A 19,544-nucleotide genomic window follows, 5' to 3' on the forward strand; every position below is an offset into this window, starting at 1 on the left:
GACAGGCAATGAAATCTCTCGGCAATATCCGTCGTTCCTTCGCACCTTGGACGGATCCGGACGCAAAACCATTCATCACGTTCCGCAATGTCACGAAGAGGTTCGGCGATTTCACTGCCGTCGATGATCTCACCCTCAACATCTATCACCGCGAATTCTTCGCCCTTCTCGGGGCGTCCGGCTGCGGCAAGTCCACGCTTTTGCGCATGCTCGCCGGCTTCGAGCGGCCGACTTCGGGTGAAATCATCCTTGATGGCCAGGACATTGCCAGCATCCCGCCGTACAAGCGGCCGGTCAACATGATGTTCCAGTCCTATGCGCTCTTCCCGCACATGACGGTCGAGAGCAATATCGGCTTCGGCCTTCGCCAGGACGGCATGCCGAAGAACGAGATCGCCGAGCGCGTCGCCCAGATGCTGAAGCTGGTGAAGCTCGAGAAATTTGCCAAGCGCAAGCCGCACCAGCTTTCCGGCGGCCAGCGCCAGCGCGTGGCGCTCGCCCGCTCGCTCGCCAAGCGCCCCAAGGTGCTGCTGCTCGACGAGCCGCTTGGCGCGCTCGACAAGAAGCTGCGCGAGGAAACGCAGTTCGAACTGATGGACCTGCAGCAGGAGCTCGGTCTCACCTTCGTGGTCGTCACGCACGACCAGGAGGAGGCGATGACCATGGCCGACCGCATCGCCGTCATGAGCCACGGCAAGGTCATCCAGGTGGCGACACCGGCGGAAATCTACGAAGCCCCGAACTCCCGCTTCGTCGCCGACTTCATCGGTGACGTGAACATCCTGGATGGCAAGGTTTCGGCCAATGGCAACGGCAAGATCGAGCTTGCCGTCAACGAGGGTTTCACCATCCGCACGGTGACGGGAAACGGCCCTGCGCCGGGCGCTGCCGCTGGCTTTGCCATCCGGCCGGAAAAGATGAAGGTGACGCGGGCCGCCCCTGCCGACGCTTCCGTCAATGCGGCCCCGGGCGAGATCTGGGATATCGGCTATCTCGGCGACATGACCGTCTTCTACGTCAAGCTCGACAGCGGCAAGGTCGTGAAGGCCTCCATGCTGAATGCCCAGCGCGAAGTTGAGGATCCGATCGCCTATGACGAGAAGGTCTGGGTCTCCTTCGGCGAAACGGCCGGCGTCGTGCTGAAGGATTGACCTGATGACCAAGCTCGGCTCCGCCATCTTCAGCCGCCTTGTCATCCTCATTCCCTATGCCTGGCTGCTGTTCTTCTTCCTCATTCCCTTCTTCATCGTCTTCCGCATCTCGCTGTCGACCACCGCGATCGCGCAGCCGCCCTATGAGCCGGCTTTTGCGCTGGCGGACGGGCTTTCCGGCATCCTTGCGAAGATCGGACAGTTCAGCTTCGACAACTACGTCTGGCTGACGGAGGATGCGCTCTATCTGAACGCCTATCTGTCGAGCCTCTGGATCGCCGGCGTTTCCACTTTCATCACGCTTCTGATCGGCTATCCGATCGCCTATGGCATGGCGCAGGCGCCGCGCACGCTCAGGCCCACGCTGCTGATGCTCGTCATCCTGCCGTTCTGGACGAGCTTCCTGATCCGCGTCTATGCCTGGATCGCCATCCTGAAGCCGGAAGGCCTGCTCAACCAGTTTCTGATGGGCACCGGTATCATCGACGAGCCGCTGATCATCATCGGCACCAACTGGGCGATCTATATCGGCATCGTCTATTCCTACCTGCCGTTCATGGTGCTGCCGCTCTATTCGGCGCTGGAGAAGATGGACAACACGTTGATCGAGGCGGCGCAGGATCTTGGCTGCCCGCAGATGTCGGCCTTCTGGAAGATAACCTTCCCGCTCTCCATTCCGGGTGTCGTGGCGGGCTGCATGCTCGTCTTCATTCCGGCCGTCGGCGAATTCGTCATTCCGGATCTGCTCGGCGGATCGCAGACGCTGATGATCGGCAAGACGCTGTGGAACGAGTTCAACGCGAACCGCGACTGGCCGGTCTCGGCCGCCGTCGCCACCATCCTGTTGCTGATCCTGGTCGTGCCGATCGTGTTCTTCCAGAATGCGCAGGCGAAAGCCGAAGAGCAGGGGAGGTAAGCCCATGAACACCTGGTCCCGTTTCAACATCGCCTCGGTCGTTCTCGGCTTTTCCTTCCTCTATCTGCCGATCGTGCTTCTGGTCGTCTTCTCGTTCAACGAATCGAAGCTGGTCACCGTCTGGGCCGGTTTTTCGACGAAGTGGTACGTCTCGCTCTTCAACAACCAGGGCCTCATGGATGCCGCCTGGGTGACGATCCGCGTGGCGTTGCTCTCGGCGACCGTCGCGACCGCTCTCGGAACCATGGCAGCGCTGGCGCTGACGCGCTATACGCGCTTCCGCGGCCGGCTGCTGTTCTCCGGCATGGTCTACGCACCGCTCGTCATGCCCGAGGTCATCACCGGCCTCTCGCTGCTCCTGCTTTTCGTTGCCATCGGCTTCGATCGCGGCTTCGTCACGGTGACGCTGGCGCACATCACCTTCTCGATGTGCTTCGTCACCGTCGTGGTCCAGTCGCGCCTGCTCTCCTTCGATCGTTCGGTCGAGGAGGCGGCGATGGATCTTGGCGCCACTCCTGTGAAAACCTTCCTCGAGGTGACGTTGCCGATCATTGCGCCTGCCGTGTTGTCCGGCTGGATGCTGGCCCTCACGTTGTCGCTCGACGACCTCGTCATTTCCAGCTTCACCTCCGGTCCGGGGGCGACGACCTTGCCGATGAAGATCTACAGCCAGGTACGCCTCGGCGTGACGCCGGAGATCAACGCGGCGTGTACGCTACTCATCGGCCTTGTCGCCATCGGTGTCGTCATCGCGTCGATCATGACGAAGCGGCGCGAGGTGCAGCGCCTGCGCGACGAACAGGCGGCCTTCGCCGGCCGCTGAGGCTTGCCTCAGGAAGCCTACTGGCGGGGTTGCTGCCCCGTCAGGATGGAGATCGGCGAGATCACCGGCTCCGGCCAGGAACCGCCGACGAAGAAGCTGATCGCCGGCGTGACGACGGCGGCGGCATCCGCCTGGGGCCGGTCGGCGAGCGTGCCGGCGAGTGCCACGCTGCCGCTGCGATAGGGGATCATGCCGGACAGAGTCAGCAGCTTCTCGTTGCCTTCGATCTGTGCCTTGGTCAGTTCGGCAAGGCCCCGGTCCAGCTTGGCCTCCACATCGGCCCGCACGAAATCAAACGATCCCTCCGAAGCTTCCGAGAAATTGAAGAACGCGTTTTTCGCCGCCCGTTCCTCGAAGGCCTGACGGTTGAAATGGGTGAGCGTGCCCGGTCCCATGGCCAGCCGGAACTGGCCGGACATGTCCGAAGCCGTCGTCGCCCAGAGCGGCCGATCCGTCGACAGTTCGAAATCCGCAGATCCTCGTCCGGAAGGCAGCGGCCCGGGCAGGGCGAGCGTGTTGACGATCGCACCGATATCGACGTTGCTCAGCGACATCTGCAAGCGCCCGCCGCCGCGAAAGCCCTGTTCGGTGAGCGCGATGCGTCCGGTCATGCGCCCGTCCATGAACTGGCTGTCGCCGACATCGAAGGAGGCACGGCCATTTTCGATGCGCATGCCGGCAGCAAGGTCCTGCAGGGAGAAGGGTACGAAGTCCGCGCTTTTGGCGGAAAGCCGCAGATCCATGCCGAATTGATGGATGAAGGCGGTGTCGATACCGGTCGTGGTCTGGTCGGCGCCGGGAAGCGGCGAGAGGGCAGTCAGGAAGGCGCGCAGATCGATCCGGTCGAAGGCCAGCGTGCCGCCCACCTGCGGCAGGCCGTCCGGCGGCATGTTGACGTCCAGCACGCCGGTCGCCTGCGCATTGTCGAGGGTGAGCTTCAGATTTTCCAGCTTGGCCGTGTAGCCTGCCGTCGTCACCTTCGCCTCGGCATTGATATGGCCGAGATTGCCGACGGAGGGGATTTCCTTGCCCTGCCAGGCAAGCAGGTGCCCGAGCGACGGCGTCGAGAGCGTCATGTTGCCGGCGATGAAGGCGTTGGTCGAAAGATTGGCGATGCCCTCGAAGGTCATCGTCGTCGGATCGGCGGAAAGGTTGGTGCGGACATTGGCATTGAGGCCTGCGAGCAGGGCGAGCGGCTGGTCGCAGCCGAAAGTCCAGCGGCTCATCTCGCCGTTGACGATGCCGGAGAGCGTGAGGTCGAGCGGCCGCCTGAGGGCTGGCCAGTCGATGTTGCCGTTGATATCCGACATGCGGAAAGGCGCTGCCCCGTCGTCCTGCGCGACCTCGATGACGCCGTCGACCACGTTGATCGTGCCGATACGCTCCTCCGGCAGCTCCGGTATCGCTTGCCCCTCCGGCGCTGATTTGGTCGCGTCGATCGCCTGCATCAGCCAGCCGCTGTGGCGCCAGTTGAAGACCCCCTCGGCATCCCAGCCGACATGGATCGTCGGCCGGATCAGATCGAAATCGCTGAAGACCGGTTTGCCGCGCACCGCGCCGAAGAGGTCGAAGCTCGCCGAGATGGCGTCGACATGCGCAAGCTCGCTCCCGTCGGCCGCGGCGGTGATCCGCACATTGCCGAGCGTCACACGCGGATAGGGCCAGAACGCGAACTCCGCTTCGTTTCCGATATCCACATCGGCGCCCGTCCAGGCTTCGAGCGTCCGTTCGATCTCCCTGCCGACCGTGTCGGTCTGGATGAGGAAGGGAAAGCCGATGCGCACCGCGGCAAACAGCACCAGAACAACAAGAATTCCCCGCACGAAATGCCGCGACTGGATGAAACGGGAAAGGGTCATTCGGATGCAGGTCCTTTGCCGGCAGCGTTCACATCATTTCAAGCGAACGGGGATAGGCGCTTGGGGCGAAGAAATCAAATGGCGCCATGGCGGAATTGCGTCCGGCAACGGCGTGAACCGGCGTTCGCCACTTTATACTGCGGCGCAACATGCTATACGAAAGCCATGGAGTGGAGGAAAGCATGACGTCAGAAATGCCCTTGTGGAAACCTTCGGCGGACATCCTGGCAAAGAGCCCGATGGCCCTGTTCATGAAGGCCGGCAGCCATATCGCCGGGCGCGACCTGAAATCCTACGACGATCTGCACGCCTGGTCGGTGGAGGACCGTGCGGCGTTCTGGACCGCGGTCTGGGATGACGGCGCCGTCCTTGGCGAAAAGGGCGGTGTCGCGCTGGAAAACGGCGAGCGCATGCTGGAGGCCCGGTTCTTCCCCGAGGGCCGGCTGAACTTTGCGGAAAATCTCCTGAAGGCGAGTGGTCCGGACGACGCCATCGTCTTCCGCGGCGAGGACAAGGTGTCCTATCGCTGGTCGTGGGATGCGCTTCGCGCCCGGGTGTCGAAGCTCCAGCAGGCTTTTGCTGCAATGGGTATCGGTGAAGGCGACCGCGTTGCCGCCATGATGCCGAACATGCCGGAGACCATCGCCTGCATGCTGGCCGCCGCTTCGCTCGGCGCCATCTGGTCCTCCTGTTCTCCTGATTTCGGCGAGCAGGGTGTGCTCGACCGTTTCGGCCAGATCGAGCCGAAACTGTTTATTGCCTGCGATGCCTACTGGTATGCCGGCAAGCTGCAGGACGTCTCCGCCAAGGTGAAGGCCGTGGCCGGGAAACTTGGCGCCCCCGTCGTGGTGGTGCACTATGCCGGCGACGCCGAGACGCTTGCAGGCGCCCTGCCGGCCGGCCGCACGCTCGATGCGTTGATGGCACCCTATGAGGCAAAACCGCTCGTCTTCGCGCAGCTGCCGTTCCGCCACCCGCTTTATATTCTGTTCTCGTCGGGCACCACAGGCGTGCCGAAATGCATCGTGCATTCGGCCGGGGGCACGCTGCTGCAGCATCTCAAGGAGCACCACCTGCATTGCGGCCTCGTCGCCGGCGAGCGGCTGTTCTATTTCACCACCTGCGGCTGGATGATGTGGAACTGGCTGGTCTCCGGCCTTGCGGTCGGCGCCACGCTCTGCCTGTTCGACGGCTCGCCCTTCCATCCGGACGGCAATGTGCTGTTCGACTATGCCCGGGACGAAAAATTCGCCGTCTTCGGCACCTCTGCCAAATACATCGACGCGGTGCGCAAGGGCGGTTTCACGCCGCGCACGACGCATGACCTTTCGAGCCTGCGCCTGCTGACCTCCACCGGTTCGCCGCTCTCGCCCGAAGGTTTCTCCTTCGTCTACGAGGGCATCAAGCCCGACGTGCAGCTCGCCTCCATTTCCGGCGGGACGGATATCGTTTCCTGCTTCGTGCTCGGCGTTCCGCTGCGGCCCGTCTGGCGCGGCGAGATCCAGGGGCCGGGCCTCGGCCTTGCCATGGATGTCTGGGACGAGGACGGCCATCCGGTGCGCGGCGAAAAGGGCGAGCTGGTCTGCACCAAGGCCTTCCCCTCCATGCCCGTCATGTTCTGGAACGATCCGGACGGCGCAAAATATCGTGCCGCCTATTTCGAGCGCTTCGACAATATCTGGTGCCATGGCGACTTTGCCGAATGGACCAGCCATGACGGCATCGTCATTCACGGGCGCTCCGATGCGACGCTGAACCCCGGCGGCGTGCGCATCGGCACGGCGGAGATCTACAACCAGGTCGAACAGCTGGAAGACGTCGTCGAAGCCCTCTGCATCGGCCAGGACTGGGACGATGACGTGCGCGTCGTGCTTTTCGTACGCCTCGCCCCGGGCAAGGTGCTGGACGAGGCATTGGAAAAGACGATCCGCACGAAGATACGCACCGGTGCCTCGCCGCGCCACGTGCCGGCGAAGATCATCGAGGTCGCGGACATTCCGCGCACCAAGTCGGGCAAGATCGTCGAGCTTGCTGTGCGCGAGGTGGTGCACGGCAGGCCGGTCAAGAACAAGGAAGCTCTTGCCAATCCGGAGGCGCTGGAGCTCTTCGCCAATCTGGAGGCACTGAAATCGTAAGCGTCTTGCGCGTTAACGATTTCGGCCTTCGGCATTAACCAAGTTTTCGAAGTTGTGAACGAAAGGTTTGTGCCGGAACTGGTCAGGTAAGGATTTGTTAAGCCGGAATGGCGCAAGGTCGTGCCAACTTGAGCGCGCCCGATGACGGGCGTTCCGGTCGCACCCGACCCCGATGGCATGAAGCCGTTCACCACGCTTTTGTTGGACAGCATTCAACTATCGGGGCGGCTTATGCCGCCCTCTTTTTTATCCGCCCTTCCGGTCGAGCGATCGCGAGACGAGGAAGACGGGAATGAGCCCGACCGCGACGATGATGATGGCGGGCACACCGGCATCCTCCACCTTCGCCCGCGAGGCGTCCTCGTAGACCAGCGTCGCCAGCGTGTTGAAGTTGAACGGGCGCAGCATGATCGTCGCCGACAGTTCCTTCATGGTCTCGATGAAGACGAGCAGCGCTGCGGTCAGCGTCGCCGGGCGCATCATGGGCAGGAGCACGCTCCAGAGGGTCTGGCTGCTGGTGCGCCCCAGCGTGCGCGCCGCCATGTCGAGATGCGGGGAGAGCTTGTGGAAGCCCGCGTCGATCGTGCCTTCCGCCATGGTGAGAAAGCGCACCGTGCAGGCATAGATGATGGCAAAGCCGGTGCCGGAGAGCAAAAGGCCGGTCGATATGCCGAACTGTGCGCGCAGGAACGCGTCGACGGCATTGTCGAAATTGGCAAGCGGGATCAGCACGCCCATGGCCAGCACCGTGCCCGGCACGCCATAGCCGAAGGAGGCGAAGCGTCCGGCGGCGGCATTCAGGCGCGAGCGGGTGGTGCGTGCGGCGTAGGCGAGCAGAAAGGCGAGCAGAACCGCGACGAGTGCCGTCGAGCCTGAAACGAGGACGCTGTGCCAGAGGGCGGAAAGAAGGCGTGTGGAGGCGAACTGCTCCAGCCGGCGCGCCGCATATCCGCCGAGCACGAAGACGGGAATGGCAAAGCCGATGAATGGCGGCAGGAGGCAGGCGAGGCTGGCTGCCCATTTCGTCCAGCCGGCAAGCTTCAGGCGCACGGAATCGTGTACGGCCGCCGTCGTCTTCTGGCTGGAAAAGCGCTGCCGGCGGCGCGCGGCGCGCTCCACCATCATCAGGCAGATGACGAAGACCAGCATGATGCAGGCGATCTGCGCCGCCCCGGCAAGGCTGCCGCGGTTGAGCCAGGTGTCGAAGATCGAGAAGGTGAGCGTCTGCACGCCGAGATATTCCACTGCGCCGATATCGTTCAGCGTCTCCATGGCAACCAGCGTCAACCCGACCATGATCGCCGGCCGCGCCATGGGAATCTGGATCTTCGCAAACACCTTGAGTGGTCCCGCGCCGAGCGTGCGCGCCACGTCGGCCGCCGCCCGGCCCTGCATCAGGAACATCGAGCGGGCGGAAAGGTAGATATAGGGATAGAGCACGCTGGACAGCACCAGCATCGCCCCGCCCGTGGTGCGCACCTCCGGAAACCAGTAGTCGCGGCTCGTCTGAAAGCCGAACAGTGCGCGATAGGCCGTCTGTACCGGACCGGTGAAGGAGAAGAATTCGGCAAAGGCATAGGCGCCGAGATAGGCGGGAATGGCGAGCGGCAGCACGAGCAGGCCGGAGAGCAGGCGCCGTCCGGGAAACTCGCAGCTCGCCACCAGCCAGGCCGTGACGACACCGACGATCGCCGTGATCGTGCCGACGCCGGCAAGAAGGATCAGCGTGCGCAACGTCGCGCGCGGGATCACGTTGCTGAGAAGATGGGGCCAGTTGTCGGTGCCGCCGGTCGCGGCGATCACGACGATGGCGGTCGCCGGCATCAGCACGATAGCGGCTGCCAGTATGGCGGAGGCCGACAAGAACGGATGGCGCCGCGCACCGGTCCTGCGGCCGAGCACCGGCCTGGGTACGCTTTCGGAAGATACCTGCAAGGCGTTCACCTCGGGAAAAGGGGTCCTTCGGCAGGCAGGCGCCCCGAACGGTTTCCCATCTCACCCCGCGTCACGCGGAAACCTCGCGGGCGAGGCGGCGGGAGCCGGGCGAGGGGGTCGTCATTGCGCCTTGCCCTCGTTCCTCCGCTCTAATCCAATCGGTTCAATCTGCCAACACGCGCGGCGAAGGAAAGATCACTTCGACCAGCGTGCCTTCGTTCGGCGTGGAGCTGATCGCGAAGTTCGCCCGGTTGGCATCGACCATCGCCTTGGTCAAAGGCAGGCCGAGGCCGGTGCCGTCGCCCCGCTTGCGCGCGCCGGTCGTCACCTGACGGAAGGGCTTCATCGCCTGCTCCAGTTCGCTGCGCGTCATTCCGACGCCGGTGTCGCGAATGCGCAGAACGACGCTGCCGTTCGCCTCGTAGGCGGTCGATACGACGATCTGCCCGCCCGGCAGGGTGAAGCGGATGGCGTTCGACAGGATGTTGAGCGCGATCTGCTTGATCGAGCGCAGGTCGGCAACGATCTGCGGCACGGTGGCCGAAAGCGAGGTGCGGATAATGACGCGCTGCGCATTCGCCTGGGGTTGCACCAGCGAGACCGCCTCGGCGATCGTCTCGTTGAGACCGACAGCGGTGAATTCCAGCTCCATCTCGCCCGCCTCGATCTTCGAAATATCGAGCAGGTCGTTGACGATATCGAGCACATGGCGGCCGGAGCGGCCGATATCATTGGCATATTCGATATAGCGCGGATGGCCGATCGGCCCGAAGCGTTCCGTCGCCATCATGTCGGAAAAGCCGATGATGGCATTGAGCGGCGTGCGGATCTCGTGGCTGACGCGGGCGAGGAAATCGCTCTTGTGGGCATTCGCCGTCTCGGCGGCCCGCTTGGCGTTGCGCAGCTCCTCTTCCGTGCGCTTCCACTGGGTGATGTCGCGGATGACGGCGCAATAACCGGCGGAGGAAGAGAGGCGACCCATGGTCATGAAGAGCGGGATGAAACCACCGCTCGCCTCGCGGCCGATGACCTCGCGCCCGTCATTGAGCACGCTTGCGACGCCGTGGCCGGAAAGCCCGGCGAGATAGTCGAGCACCGCCTTCTGGCTTTCATGGGCAAACAGCATGGCGAAGGGCCGGCCGCGGGTCTCGTCCTCGTCATAGTTGAAGAGGGCGCTGGCCGAACGGTTCATCGAGCGGATGTCGCCGTCCTGTCCGACCACGACGACGCCGTCGGTTGCGGTTTCGAGGATCGAGCGCAGCTCGCTGACCTCGACGCGCAGCGCGGCGGCGCTCGTCTGGTCGGCATTGCGCTCCTCGGTTTCGACCGCCGGCGCCGGTACGGTCTCGACCAGCGAAAGGGCCGGTCTCGCGTGCAGCGGCGTCAGCGCCAGCATCAGCGCCGTGCCATCCTCCCAGCGGATCGACTGGAGCCGGGCGTGCACGGCGCTTGTGTTTTCACCGTCGGCATGGCGCAGGGCCATCGTGCCGTCGCTATCCTCTGTATCCTCGTCGGGGCCGGCCAGAAGGATATCGAGCCCACCGGATGCCTCAAGATCCTCAAGGCTCGTATACCCCGTCAGGCGGTAGAATTCCGGATTGGCATGGATGAGCCGGTCGCCGACATGCACCAGCAGGGCAACGGGCAGAACATCGACGACGGGGGCAGTGAGGCCATACTCCATCTGCCGGCGCGGTGGGGCGATGGCCGTGCGCGTCTCGGCCTGGGGCTCGCTCAGGAGATCGTCGGCATGCGGGCCGATTTCGAGGCCGGGCACTTCCGTATCGTTTTCGCCGGCTGCCAGCGCAACGGTGGTGTCCTCGCTCTCAACCGTTTCCGGCTGGTTGTCGCGGGTGGTTTCGTCCAGCTGTTCACCACCGTTTGCGGTTTCCACGGGCGTGGCCGGCGGCTGGTCTTCCGGCTTTCGTTTGCCGAAGGTTTCGCCGAGCTGGCGGGCGATCTCGCGGAAGGCGGCCTGTTCGCCAGTCGAAAGGCCGTCGAAAAGACCACCGCGATTGCGCCGGGTCTCGAGCTGCACGATCTTGTCGGATTGCCGGCGTGCCGGTGTCTCGACAAGGCGCAGCGCCGGGCGTTCGCCGCGGAAGGCGTCCTGTTCGTCCTCAAGAGGGGCTGCCGGCGTGCCCTCGTCTTCGGTAGCAGGGGCAGCCGCTGTCGCGGCCGTTTCGTCGGCGTCCTGCGCCGTCGGGGCCGGCTCGTCCGCTTGGACGATCTCCTCGGGCACGGTGGAGACCGCGGCAGGCGTGTCTGCAGCGTCCGCAACAAGGTCTTCCGCCGGCTCGACCGTGTCGTCCAGCTCCTCGGCCGCGCTCTCCAGGAGGGTGCCGGCTTCTTCGGCGAAGACTTCCTCCATTTCGGCGGCCTGCTCATCCTCGGTAACACCGAGCGTCAGGCCGCGAGCATGCGAGTCCGGAGCCGCATCGGCGATGCGCACGATGCCGAAGCCGCGGAAGCCGTCGAATTCCCGGTTGCGCGAATAGGTCGGCAGGGCGGCGAGATCGACGGGCACGACGAGGTTGGTGCCCTCGGCCGGCCAGAGGATCGTCTTGCCGGACCAGGTGTCGCGGCGGCGCAGGAGGTCGCCGATCTTGCCGTCGGGATCGAGGTCGAAGCGCGCGGCGACGTCGGAGAAGCGCTTGCCGGAGATGGCGGCGGCATGCGGGCCGACGGCGGCGGCAAACTCGTCCGATATCTCGCTGAACCGGCCCTCGGCGTCGATCTTCCAGACGAAACGGATCGGCCGGCCCTGCGGATTGAAGGTGAAGCCGGCTGTCTCGTCTGCCGCGCCGTCGCTTGCCGCAACCGCCTCGGGTTCGGCGGCGATCTCATCCGCATGCGCCACGGCTTCTTGCCCGGCGATTGCGTCCGGCATGTTTTCCACGGCTTCCGCAGCCTGCGGCAGAGCGTCGGTAACCGGGGCTTCAATGGCGCCCTCGTCGGAGGTGGCCATGATCTCAGCCGGGCTTTCCGTCGCAGCGGCGTCCTCGATTGCCGGCATGTCCTCTGCGAGGATCGTTTCCATTTCAAAAATCGGTTCTGCCGTCTCGACGATCTGCTCGGGCTCTGCCGGAGCCTCCAAGGCGGGCGTCGGAATATCGGTGTCCGCAGCGGCTGCTGCCGGCGTTGCGGCGGCGGGTTCTGCCGCGTCGTCTGCCGGGTCGAGATGGCCGAGAATCGTTTCGACGGCAAAGAGCAGGTGGAGTGGCGGATCGGTGGCGATGCGGCCGATGGCGGCGGGAAGATGGCCGCGGCCGGTGGCGATCGGGCGTTTGACGAGGCGCTCGATGCTGCGTCCGGTGGCCTCGACGAGGGCACGGCGCGTTTCCGGGCTGATGGAGAGGCTACCGAAGCCCTCCGATGCGGCAACGATCGCACCGGCGCTGTCGAGCACTGCCATGTGCGTGTCCGGGTCGTCGAACCCGGTAAGCATGGCGGCGGCGGTCTCGTGCAGGTCCTGCCGTCCGGTGCCGATGGGCGCGCTGAACAGGATCGCGTCGTCGCCGGCGCGGATGGTGACGGTCTCGACGGCGGCCGTTACCGGCACGCTGCGAAAGCCGCTGCCGATGCGCATCAGAAAGGTACGGCGATCGCCCGGCGCCTGCACCTGCTGGGCGGTCGCGGCCAGCTGGCGGAAGGTCACATCGGCGCGATCCGGTCCGGCATCGAGGAAGTCGTAGATATTGTCGTGGCCGAAGAGGGCGGCGCCCCGGCCGTTTGCCCAGAGCACGCGTGCCATGTTCCTGGAAAACAGCACGACCGCCTCGCCCCGGGCGAAGGGCAGGCGCACCCGTTCATGGACGGCGACGTCGATAAAGGGATACTGTTTTGCGGACATGTTCAGGCCTGTTCTGGCTTCCGGCGTCCCGGCTTTCGATTAACGCTTTATTAATAGCGACGCACAGGCGGAGGGTCCAGCGCCTGGCCCGCAAAGCCCCGAGCTTTCAGGCAGAAGGGTTAACGGCCATGTGGTTTTTTGTGCGCTGCACAATTTTGTTGCAATGCAAAAGAAGATCGACTATATAGAAGCCATCCAAGAACACGGCGCCTCTAGAGAGGGCCAAACCAAGGAGCGCAGACAATGGCTACCAAGAAGACCGACGACGTATTCTCCATCGCATCCATCGACCCGAGCAAGTTCTCCGAGAGCTTCCGCGAGTTCGCCGAAAAGGGCGCCGCGCAGACCAAGGAAGCCTATGCCAAGATGAAGGAAGCTGCCGAAGACGCCACCAAGACCGTCGAAGCGACGCTCGAAAGCGCGCAGGCCGGCTCCGTCGAACTCGGTCTCAAGGCCATCGAAGCGCTGCGCACCAATGCCGAAAATTCGCTTTCGCACATGGAAGCCCTGCTCGGCGTGAAGTCCGTTTCCGAACTCTTCGAACTGCAGACCGCCTTCCTGCGCAAGCAGGCTGAGGTCGCCGTCGAGCAGGCCAAGACCCTGCAGGAAACCTCCAAGAAGGTTGCCGAGAAGGTCACTGCTCCCGGCAAGTCTGCCGCCGAGAAGGCCATGAAGTCCTTCAAGACCGTCTGATACGGACGATAGCGCGGTTTTCCACGTCGTGATAAAATGGCCAGACGATCGTCTGGCCATTTTCGTTTGTGCAAGCCTTTAAAAAAAGGCTTGAAAAATGGTGCGACTGCCCGTATGTGACGCACCAAGCGCGGTTGACGCGCCCTTGTGCGGTTGTAGCTCAGTTGGTTAGAGCGCAGGTTTGTGGCACCTGAGGTCGGAGGTTCGAGACCCCCCAACCGTACCATTCTTTTCAGAGACTTAAGCCACAATTAGACCACTGGTCGAAGCCGCATTTCGAATTTATACCGACCCTATACCGATCATGTCGCAGGGACTGTGGGTTCTTGCTGCCCATGTTTCCGATGCGGATTGTGCGCGAATCGACGCCGCCTGCAGCCTTGGACTATGGCTCACTATCTAAATTCCCTACGGATTAGGCGGTTGAGCTAGTGAAGTTGCTTGAAAAGTTAGGGGGCGTTGTCGAAGTTGGTTGACCGTTTGGATTCAAACGCCGATCTCCGGCAGTTCTAATTATCGGTCGTCGGCCTCCTGCTAGCGGTCGCCGCAGATGCGAGGATTGCTTTCTTCTTAAGCATCCTCCACGTGCATTTCATTAATCAGCGATTTTGCCACTTTGAGCAGGTCAACGCTCTATTGAGAGTGTAGGTGATAGACCTCTACCGACGTACGGGGGGGCCATGCCAAAACTGGATATTGTGAATGAGCAGGGTCGATTGAAGGCTAACGCTGCCGACGTCATTTTCGCGGTGATGCACTTTCCGGGCGAAAAGCAAGCGGTACAAAGGCGAAAATATCAATCCTACCTTGAGACTAACCGCCTCTTTCTGGCGCATGAGCGCCATAGCCGCTTGATGGATGAGCGGGATGTCTCCGATCCATACTACGAAGAGCAAGTCGCAAGTTCAAAGCCCGGGTTTACCCTTCGAGAGATCAAAAAAATAAGGGAGGGGCGGAATTTTTCGGAGCTTATGGATCAGCCTGAGCGATTTTACCGCCGGGCGTACGCGGCGGCGAACCATCTTATGTTTACAGTGTACGCCAAGGCCAGTTTTCCCGAACATAACTCATTTGAACGCTGGAAGTACTTTTACGAAAAGTATGAGGCTCCGGAGCTTTATAGACGCACAGGCCTGGATTGGCCCAAAAGTCATGGCTCTCTCCAGAGCATAATCTCTCATTTTCGCTCGACCCAGCACCTCTGGGCAGCTTGCCTTTATGGCGACCGGTTTCTTCAAATTGTTAATTCTGTGGATAGCGGAAATGCACGGGCCGATGCGCGTAGCGCCAGAGCTCAAAAAATCAAAAAGTTTAGTGCTAAGCTGGGGTTCTCATTCGGGCCTGTCAGTCGAATAGACAGGTTATTGTCGTCCGCACTCTTTTTTCAGGCACACGCAGAAAATCATGCGGCAAGTAACTCTAATGATATATCGACCCCTGACCTTTGGCTTATCCCCCCTTTAGACGATCCGAGAATATTAGTGCCTTCAACCGAGAGCGTCTTGCAGAGGTTCAGAGCGCCGGAAAAAGACCTTTTCGACAGCTATGTGCCTCGGGCTTACAGGCCATAGGGCAAGTTGCGGTAAGGCCAGACTTGCCGGTACAAACACGATTATACATCTTCAGGCGCATTCTTTTCCGGTTGAAAGGCCATGTGACACGGAATTGCCCGGTCATCGCCATCGTGCTGGAAGCACGGGGCGTAAGCCTTCACTGAAAGGATTTCGCATGCCTTATCAAATGCTAAATTTCAAACTCTCGGTGTCCGCACTCGGATGTAACGCGGCAGTAGATGTGTCCTGTGACACGGAAGTCTTCGACCTCTTAAAGACGGCCGCAATGGCTACTGGGTCCGCGCCTCAGGTTCAAGAAGGTGGCGAGCGCCTGATGGCGCTGACGCTGGCCAGCATGACGGAGGGGCTCGCAAAAGGTAACCGGGTCACGAGCATGGCATTGAAAGAAACGGGGCTTGGTATGGAGGCCGTGGAGATTGGTTTGATGACGGTGGCCTTTTGGCACATTGCACACAAACTCTCGTACGAAGAAATTTGGCGCGTGGGCCAGAAGAACAACATTCACCTGGTGGTGGAAGAGCGTTTCGGTGCGCATTTTGTGCATCTGCACATCGTTCCGAAACGCGCCGCTGTGCGGAGTTGCGCAGCCTAGCCGTCTGCGGATTACCGAGCAGCAATACGACAGACTGGAAGCGCCCCCCTGCGGGCGCTTTCTAATTATTGGTCATACTCATGTGTCTCGGTTGTCGATTAGCGCCCGCCGCCTGAGAAACTAGCTGCGGTGACGCGTCGCAGACGTCAATTCATCAATCTGTCCGGCAATCGCATCTGCGTTGCGGATTCTAGTCTTTGCAGCAGAGAGAATAGCGTCCATGCCACCAATCGCGATTTCCGGCTTGTCTGCCAGGATATGCCTTGCTTCTTGTAATACAGCCAGAGCTTCACGCGCTCTCTCTTGTCTCTGAACGATTTCCGAAACCGTTGCGACATGACGCTCCTTTGCAGCCCTTTCCTCCCGGACCTCTCTCTGGCGGCACTTAGTGAAGGCTATCTCCTTGCGAAGTATTTCGACTTCAATGTCTTTCAAGGCAGTTTCTAGCTTGATGACTTCCCTCTGCCTTCGTCCAGCTAATCCACTGAGCCTGTGCCACCAGCGAACGGGCGAGACATTGGCGATCTGGATATCGAGAGCGGTACGCTGCATGACAACGTCTGATAAGTCTTTATCGGCGTGACTAGCGGCCTGCTTAGCCTCTTCCATTGCTGCAGTCGGCTTAAATGCGGGGATCATCCTTTCAAGTTCTAGCCGCGCTGATTGCTCCAGTTCCGTGATAAGCTCCTCAAGGTGACCAGCAGCGTTTGCCGGTGCTATCTTCGACAGTTGGCTCCGTACCGTTTGTAAGTCACTTGGTGGTGTCACCCGTATAACAGCACGGTCTTCTGGCTGCTCCTCAGGCTGCCCAATCCCCATCAGGTCATTGATGGCGGATTTTCGCAGTCCGCTCAGGCGATGAAGAGCACCAATGAGAGTGCCGGTTTGGGAATCGACTACAATCCAGGTTCCTGGTTTGTCACCGGCCTTCGCCTCCAATCTCAACTCGGCAAGAGTGCTGGTGATGCCATCCCGGTTGCTGGACGTGTTTAGTGATGCCTTGATAGCCTGTTTTAATGCGGGTAGGTCCAGCCCGAGGCGTTTGCATTCCTGGTGCCGTGCATGCGTAAAAGCTTCCGCTGCAACGGTCTGAGCAGGCGCTATGAATTCTTCAACCCGGTCAGCAACACAGTTCAAGCCACGCTTTCGGAGCCCCTTGACAACGGCCTCGGTGTGCTTGCCGGGAACAATGGCGTGGCCAAACGCAAACTCTGCCATTCTTGCGATAAGCTCGTGCCTGATCCGGTCGTATGATGTCGCAAGAATGCGGCCCGAGGCCGGGTCGACTTCGCCAACTAAGACGTGCCAGTGAACGTCTACCGCGTCTTTGGTCGACCGTTTTTTTTGATGTTCGACGATTACGGCGCGTGCCGGGTCGAAGGCGAATTCCTTCGCGATAGCCCCTACTATTTTTGTCATCTGCTGCCGAGTCGTGCTTTCGTGAGGCGCAATAATCCAGTGCCGCACCGCGTACCGTGATCCTATAGAGACGGCGTCACGGTGCATGTCGCGTATATCGGCGGCGGTCCCTGCGACGTAATCGACGGCCTCGTTTTCGTCTCCGTTTTCAAGATGGCGAATAGTTCGGCCTATGCTGGATGACGACCGCAGACGAATACCCTTGATGATCATCGACATTGCACCAGCTCATGAGCCGCTGCACGAATGTCGACAAGGGCAGAGCGCAAAGTTTGGAGTTCGATGGGATTTTCCGCAAGGACAGCTAGCAAGTGATTAGCTGAGCGCCGGATGGCGGTGCATGTCATCCGGTGCTTTGCTCCGGGCACATCGCCGGATATGGCTGAGGCGGCTGCCTGGCGCAGGAGTTCTGACACGGTCTTGCCCGTCCGGCTTGAGAACGCCTCGATCCTGGCTTTCTGATTGTCTTCAATCCGTATTCGTATCGATGAAGTTTTCATTCGCTTCTCCTCTTGGGGTTCCACAGGGGGCGCGCCCCCTTGGCCTGCTGCGTCCGTGACAACGGACGCATGGCTGGCAACCGCAGGCCCTCGTAACTTTGGTGCCTACAAACAAGGATTTGCCGGATTTTCGTCGGCGGCAAGCAAGGTGTAACCAGCACCGCGAATGAGCCGTTGCCGCGTCTCTTTCGTCTTGGAAAGATCGCATCAATAACTGCCGCGACCTTGCCTTTTGGTGCGGTCGCAATTCTAACTGCTGACGTGATTTGCTGAGTAAGAGGGCGACGATGACGGAACTGAATTTCAAGGGGAAGGAGTTCGTCTACAACCACCATCTCGCGGTTCCATTTCGTCCTCTGGAAATCCATCGGGCAAAAGGCATTGGGGAGCCCAAGCTGGATGGAAACCTCATCGTTCAGGGCGATAACCTACACGCGTTAAAGGCGCTTCTCCCGAGCTACGCTGGCAAAGTGGACTGCGTTTTCATTGACCCGCCTTACAATACTGGCAACGAGGGCTGGGCATACAGCGACAACGTGAATTCGCCGATGATCAAGGAGTGGCTAAACACTAACCCAATTGGTACGGAGGACGGTCTACGTCACGATAAATGGTGTGCCATGATGTGGCCGAGAGTTCGTCTATTGCGAGAACTTCTTTCGGACCAAGGAAGCATTTGGATCACGTTGGACGACAATGAAGTGCACAGAGCACGATCCATGTTAGATGAGATTTTTGGGGAGGAGAATTTCGTCGCAACTTGCATATGGCACAAAGTCTTCTCACCGAAAAATACTGCTCAATATTTTTCAGAGGATCACGACTATATACTCGTTTATGCGAAAAATAAGACTATATGGCGTCCGAACCTTCTGGGTCGCACAGAAGAGATGGAGGGGCGTTACACAAATACTGACAATGATCCACGCGGGCCGTGGACGTCTGGCGATCTATCTGCCCGCAATTTCTATGGTGAGGGAACTTACTCCATCACGACCCCAAGCGGCAGGGAAATTCCCGGTCCGCCGAGGGGGATGTACTGGAGAGTCTCTAAATCACGATTTGAAGAGCTCGATAGAGATGGCCGCATATGGTGGGGGGCAGATGGTAACAACCAGCCTCGGCTCAAGAGATATCTCACCGACGTGAAAGCCGGACGAGTTCCGCAAACCATCTGGGGCTACAACGATGTTGGCCATACGCAGGATGCTAAGAAAGAACTGCTGAACATACTCGATTTTGACAATTCCGGAGATGTATTCGTAACGCCGAAGCCTCGCGATCTGATCCTGCGAGTCCTGGCATTGGCGACTGGGCAGAATTCAATTGTTCTAGACTCCTTCGCAGGGTCCGGCACGACGGGACATGCAGTACTGGAAGCAAACAAACGTGACGGCGGCAATCGTCGCTTCATTCTCGTTGAAATGGAAGACTACGTGGACGGGCTGACCGCTGAACGCGTGCGCCGGATCATCAAGGGATACGAGTTTCAAGGCACTCAAAGGACGGAACTGCTTCGCGAGCGGATAAATTGGCGAACACTGGAGAATCCAAACAGTGTTACCGACCAAGTGCAGGCCATTGAGAATCTACATGGGCACGAGTACGACCGAATCAAAAAAGAAATTAAGGATTCCGAGCTGATCGTCACCGGCGAACGGACAGTCTCCGAGGCAGTCGAAGGGTTGGGCGGCGAGTTTACCTATTGCACGCTTGGCGCTGCGGTGGAGCTTGATAAGATACTGACTGGCGAAAGCCTGCCGGAAACGGCTGCTCTGGCTGCTGTGTTGTTCCATATGGCAACCAACTGCGCTTTTGATCCGGCGAAGGCTCATCTCGAAACCGGTTATCTCGGGGAAAGCGGCGACCAGCAACTCTGGTTGATTTACAAGCCTGATCTCGACTGGCTGAAATCCTCTGAAGCGGCCCTGACGCTCTCAAAGGCTAAACAAATCGCCGCTACAAATCCGGGCGGTTCGCACCTTGTGTTCGCGCCTGCCCGATATGTTTCGCAGAAGCTTTTGGCTGAGGAAAACATTCCTGTTGAGTTTGTCCCGTTGCCGTTCGCGCTCTATCGCATCGAACGGAGCTGAC

At 60.8% G+C, this 19,544-nt stretch carries 13 protein-coding genes and 1 tRNA gene; 9 read left to right on the forward strand and 5 right to left on the reverse strand.

Annotation, left to right across the window (positions count from 1 at the left end; genetic code table 11):
• Positions 1 to 8: 8 nt before the first annotated feature.
• Genes K0P03_RS02070 through K0P03_RS02080 form a run of 3 tightly spaced genes read left to right on the forward strand, consistent with a single transcriptional unit; the run spans position 9 to position 2,890 of the window.
• The gene (locus K0P03_RS02070) at positions 9 to 1,151 is read left to right on the forward strand and encodes an ABC transporter ATP-binding protein (protein WP_024270955.1); all 1,143 of its coding nucleotides are present in this window, start codon (positions 9 to 11) and stop codon (positions 1,149 to 1,151) included.
• Positions 1,152 to 1,155: 4 nt separating this feature from the next.
• A complete protein-coding gene (locus K0P03_RS02075; protein ID WP_024270956.1) occupies positions 1,156 to 2,067 on the forward strand; it encodes an ABC transporter permease subunit in 912 nt (303 codons plus the stop codon).
• Between the two features lie 4 nt (positions 2,068 to 2,071).
• Entirely contained in the window at positions 2,072 to 2,890 is an 819-nt protein-coding gene (locus K0P03_RS02080; RefSeq protein WP_024270957.1) for an ABC transporter permease subunit, read from the forward strand.
• A 17-nt stretch (positions 2,891 to 2,907) separates the two neighbouring features.
• Here K0P03_RS02080 and K0P03_RS02085 read toward each other — a convergent pair whose 3' ends face one another.
• Positions 2,908 to 4,749, reverse strand: a complete 1,842-nt coding sequence (locus K0P03_RS02085; protein WP_272788765.1) for an AsmA family protein — start codon at positions 4,747 to 4,749, stop codon at positions 2,908 to 2,910.
• 182 nt (positions 4,750 to 4,931) lie between these two features.
• On the opposite strand from K0P03_RS02085, the gene K0P03_RS02090 reads away from it, so the two are divergent.
• Positions 4,932 to 6,884: an acetoacetate--CoA ligase gene (locus K0P03_RS02090; RefSeq protein WP_272788766.1), complete on the forward strand. Its 1,953-nt coding sequence runs from the start codon at positions 4,932 to 4,934 to the stop codon at positions 6,882 to 6,884.
• A 246-nt stretch (positions 6,885 to 7,130) separates the two neighbouring features.
• Here K0P03_RS02090 and K0P03_RS02095 read toward each other — a convergent pair whose 3' ends face one another.
• The gene (locus K0P03_RS02095) at positions 7,131 to 8,708 is read right to left on the reverse strand and encodes an ABC transporter permease (RefSeq protein ID WP_272790438.1); all 1,578 of its coding nucleotides are present in this window, start codon (positions 8,706 to 8,708) and stop codon (positions 7,131 to 7,133) included.
• Positions 8,709 to 8,982: 274 nt separating this feature from the next.
• Positions 8,983 to 12,672 carry a PAS domain S-box protein gene (locus tag K0P03_RS02100; protein WP_272788767.1) on the reverse strand — a complete coding sequence of 1,230 codons (3,690 nt, stop codon included), beginning with the start codon at positions 12,670 to 12,672 and terminating at the stop codon, positions 8,983 to 8,985.
• Between the two features lie 243 nt (positions 12,673 to 12,915).
• Here K0P03_RS02100 and K0P03_RS02105 point away from each other — a divergent pair, with 243 nt between their 5' ends.
• The 4 genes from K0P03_RS02105 to K0P03_RS02120 all read left to right on the forward strand — a co-directional run bounded on the left by K0P03_RS02105 (position 12,916) and on the right by K0P03_RS02120 (position 15,531).
• The gene (locus K0P03_RS02105) at positions 12,916 to 13,365 is read left to right on the forward strand and encodes a phasin (RefSeq protein WP_024270958.1); all 450 of its coding nucleotides are present in this window, start codon (positions 12,916 to 12,918) and stop codon (positions 13,363 to 13,365) included.
• A 149-nt stretch (positions 13,366 to 13,514) separates the two neighbouring features.
• A tRNA-His gene (locus K0P03_RS02110) sits at positions 13,515 to 13,591 on the forward strand.
• Positions 13,592 to 14,045: 454 nt separating this feature from the next.
• Entirely contained in the window at positions 14,046 to 14,936 is an 891-nt protein-coding gene (locus K0P03_RS02115) for a hypothetical protein (protein WP_272788768.1), read from the forward strand.
• A 157-nt stretch (positions 14,937 to 15,093) separates the two neighbouring features.
• A complete protein-coding gene (locus K0P03_RS02120) occupies positions 15,094 to 15,531 on the forward strand; it encodes a hypothetical protein (RefSeq protein WP_272788769.1) in 438 nt (145 codons plus the stop codon).
• A gap of 120 nt (positions 15,532 to 15,651) precedes the next feature.
• Here the strand turns inward: K0P03_RS02120 and K0P03_RS02125 are convergent, their stop codons facing one another.
• Together K0P03_RS02125 and K0P03_RS02130 are read right to left on the reverse strand one after the other, a co-directional pair.
• A complete protein-coding gene (locus K0P03_RS02125) occupies positions 15,652 to 17,169 on the reverse strand; it encodes a relaxase/mobilization nuclease domain-containing protein (RefSeq protein ID WP_272788770.1) in 1,518 nt (505 codons plus the stop codon).
• Complete coding sequence (locus K0P03_RS02130) at positions 17,160 to 17,450, reverse strand: hypothetical protein (protein ID WP_272788771.1); 291 nt, start codon at positions 17,448 to 17,450, stop codon at positions 17,160 to 17,162. The genes K0P03_RS02125 and K0P03_RS02130 overlap by 10 nt, the downstream gene beginning before the upstream one ends.
• 287 nt (positions 17,451 to 17,737) lie before the next feature.
• On the opposite strand from K0P03_RS02130, the gene K0P03_RS02135 reads away from it, so the two are divergent.
• On the forward strand, positions 17,738 to 19,543 hold the full coding sequence (locus tag K0P03_RS02135; RefSeq protein ID WP_272788772.1) for a site-specific DNA-methyltransferase: 1,806 nt from the start codon (positions 17,738 to 17,740) through the stop codon (positions 19,541 to 19,543).
• Position 19,544: the final 1 nt, after the last annotated feature.

The organism is Shinella sp. HY16, assembly GCF_028534175.1.
Classification (GTDB): Bacteria; Pseudomonadota; Alphaproteobacteria; order Rhizobiales; family Rhizobiaceae; genus Shinella.

Bases quoted from the DNA above. Each gene is read 5' to 3' on its own strand.
- K0P03_RS02070 (WP_024270955.1), top strand. From the start codon at position 9: ATGAAATCTCTCGGCAATATCCGTCGTTCCTTCGCACCTTGGACGGAT.
- K0P03_RS02075 (WP_024270956.1), top strand. From the start codon at position 1,156: ATGACCAAGCTCGGCTCCGCCATCTTCAGCCGCCTTGTCATCCTCATT.
- K0P03_RS02080 (WP_024270957.1), top strand. From the start codon at position 2,072: ATGAACACCTGGTCCCGTTTCAACATCGCCTCGGTCGTTCTCGGCTTT.
- K0P03_RS02085 (WP_272788765.1), bottom strand. From the start codon at position 4,749: ATGACCCTTTCCCGTTTCATCCAGTCGCGGCATTTCGTGCGGGGAATT.
- K0P03_RS02090 (WP_272788766.1), top strand. From the start codon at position 4,932: ATGACGTCAGAAATGCCCTTGTGGAAACCTTCGGCGGACATCCTGGCA.
- K0P03_RS02095 (WP_272790438.1), bottom strand. From the start codon at position 8,708: ATGCCGGCGACCGCCATCGTCGTGATCGCCGCGACCGGCGGCACCGAC.
- K0P03_RS02100 (WP_272788767.1), bottom strand. From the start codon at position 12,672: ATGTCCGCAAAACAGTATCCCTTTATCGACGTCGCCGTCCATGAACGG.
- K0P03_RS02105 (WP_024270958.1), top strand. From the start codon at position 12,916: ATGGCTACCAAGAAGACCGACGACGTATTCTCCATCGCATCCATCGAC.
- K0P03_RS02115 (WP_272788768.1), top strand. From the start codon at position 14,046: ATGCCAAAACTGGATATTGTGAATGAGCAGGGTCGATTGAAGGCTAAC.
- K0P03_RS02120 (WP_272788769.1), top strand. From the start codon at position 15,094: ATGCCTTATCAAATGCTAAATTTCAAACTCTCGGTGTCCGCACTCGGA.
- K0P03_RS02125 (WP_272788770.1), bottom strand. From the start codon at position 17,169: ATGTCGATGATCATCAAGGGTATTCGTCTGCGGTCGTCATCCAGCATA.
- K0P03_RS02130 (WP_272788771.1), bottom strand. From the start codon at position 17,450: ATGAAAACTTCATCGATACGAATACGGATTGAAGACAATCAGAAAGCC.
- K0P03_RS02135 (WP_272788772.1), top strand. From the start codon at position 17,738: ATGACGGAACTGAATTTCAAGGGGAAGGAGTTCGTCTACAACCACCAT.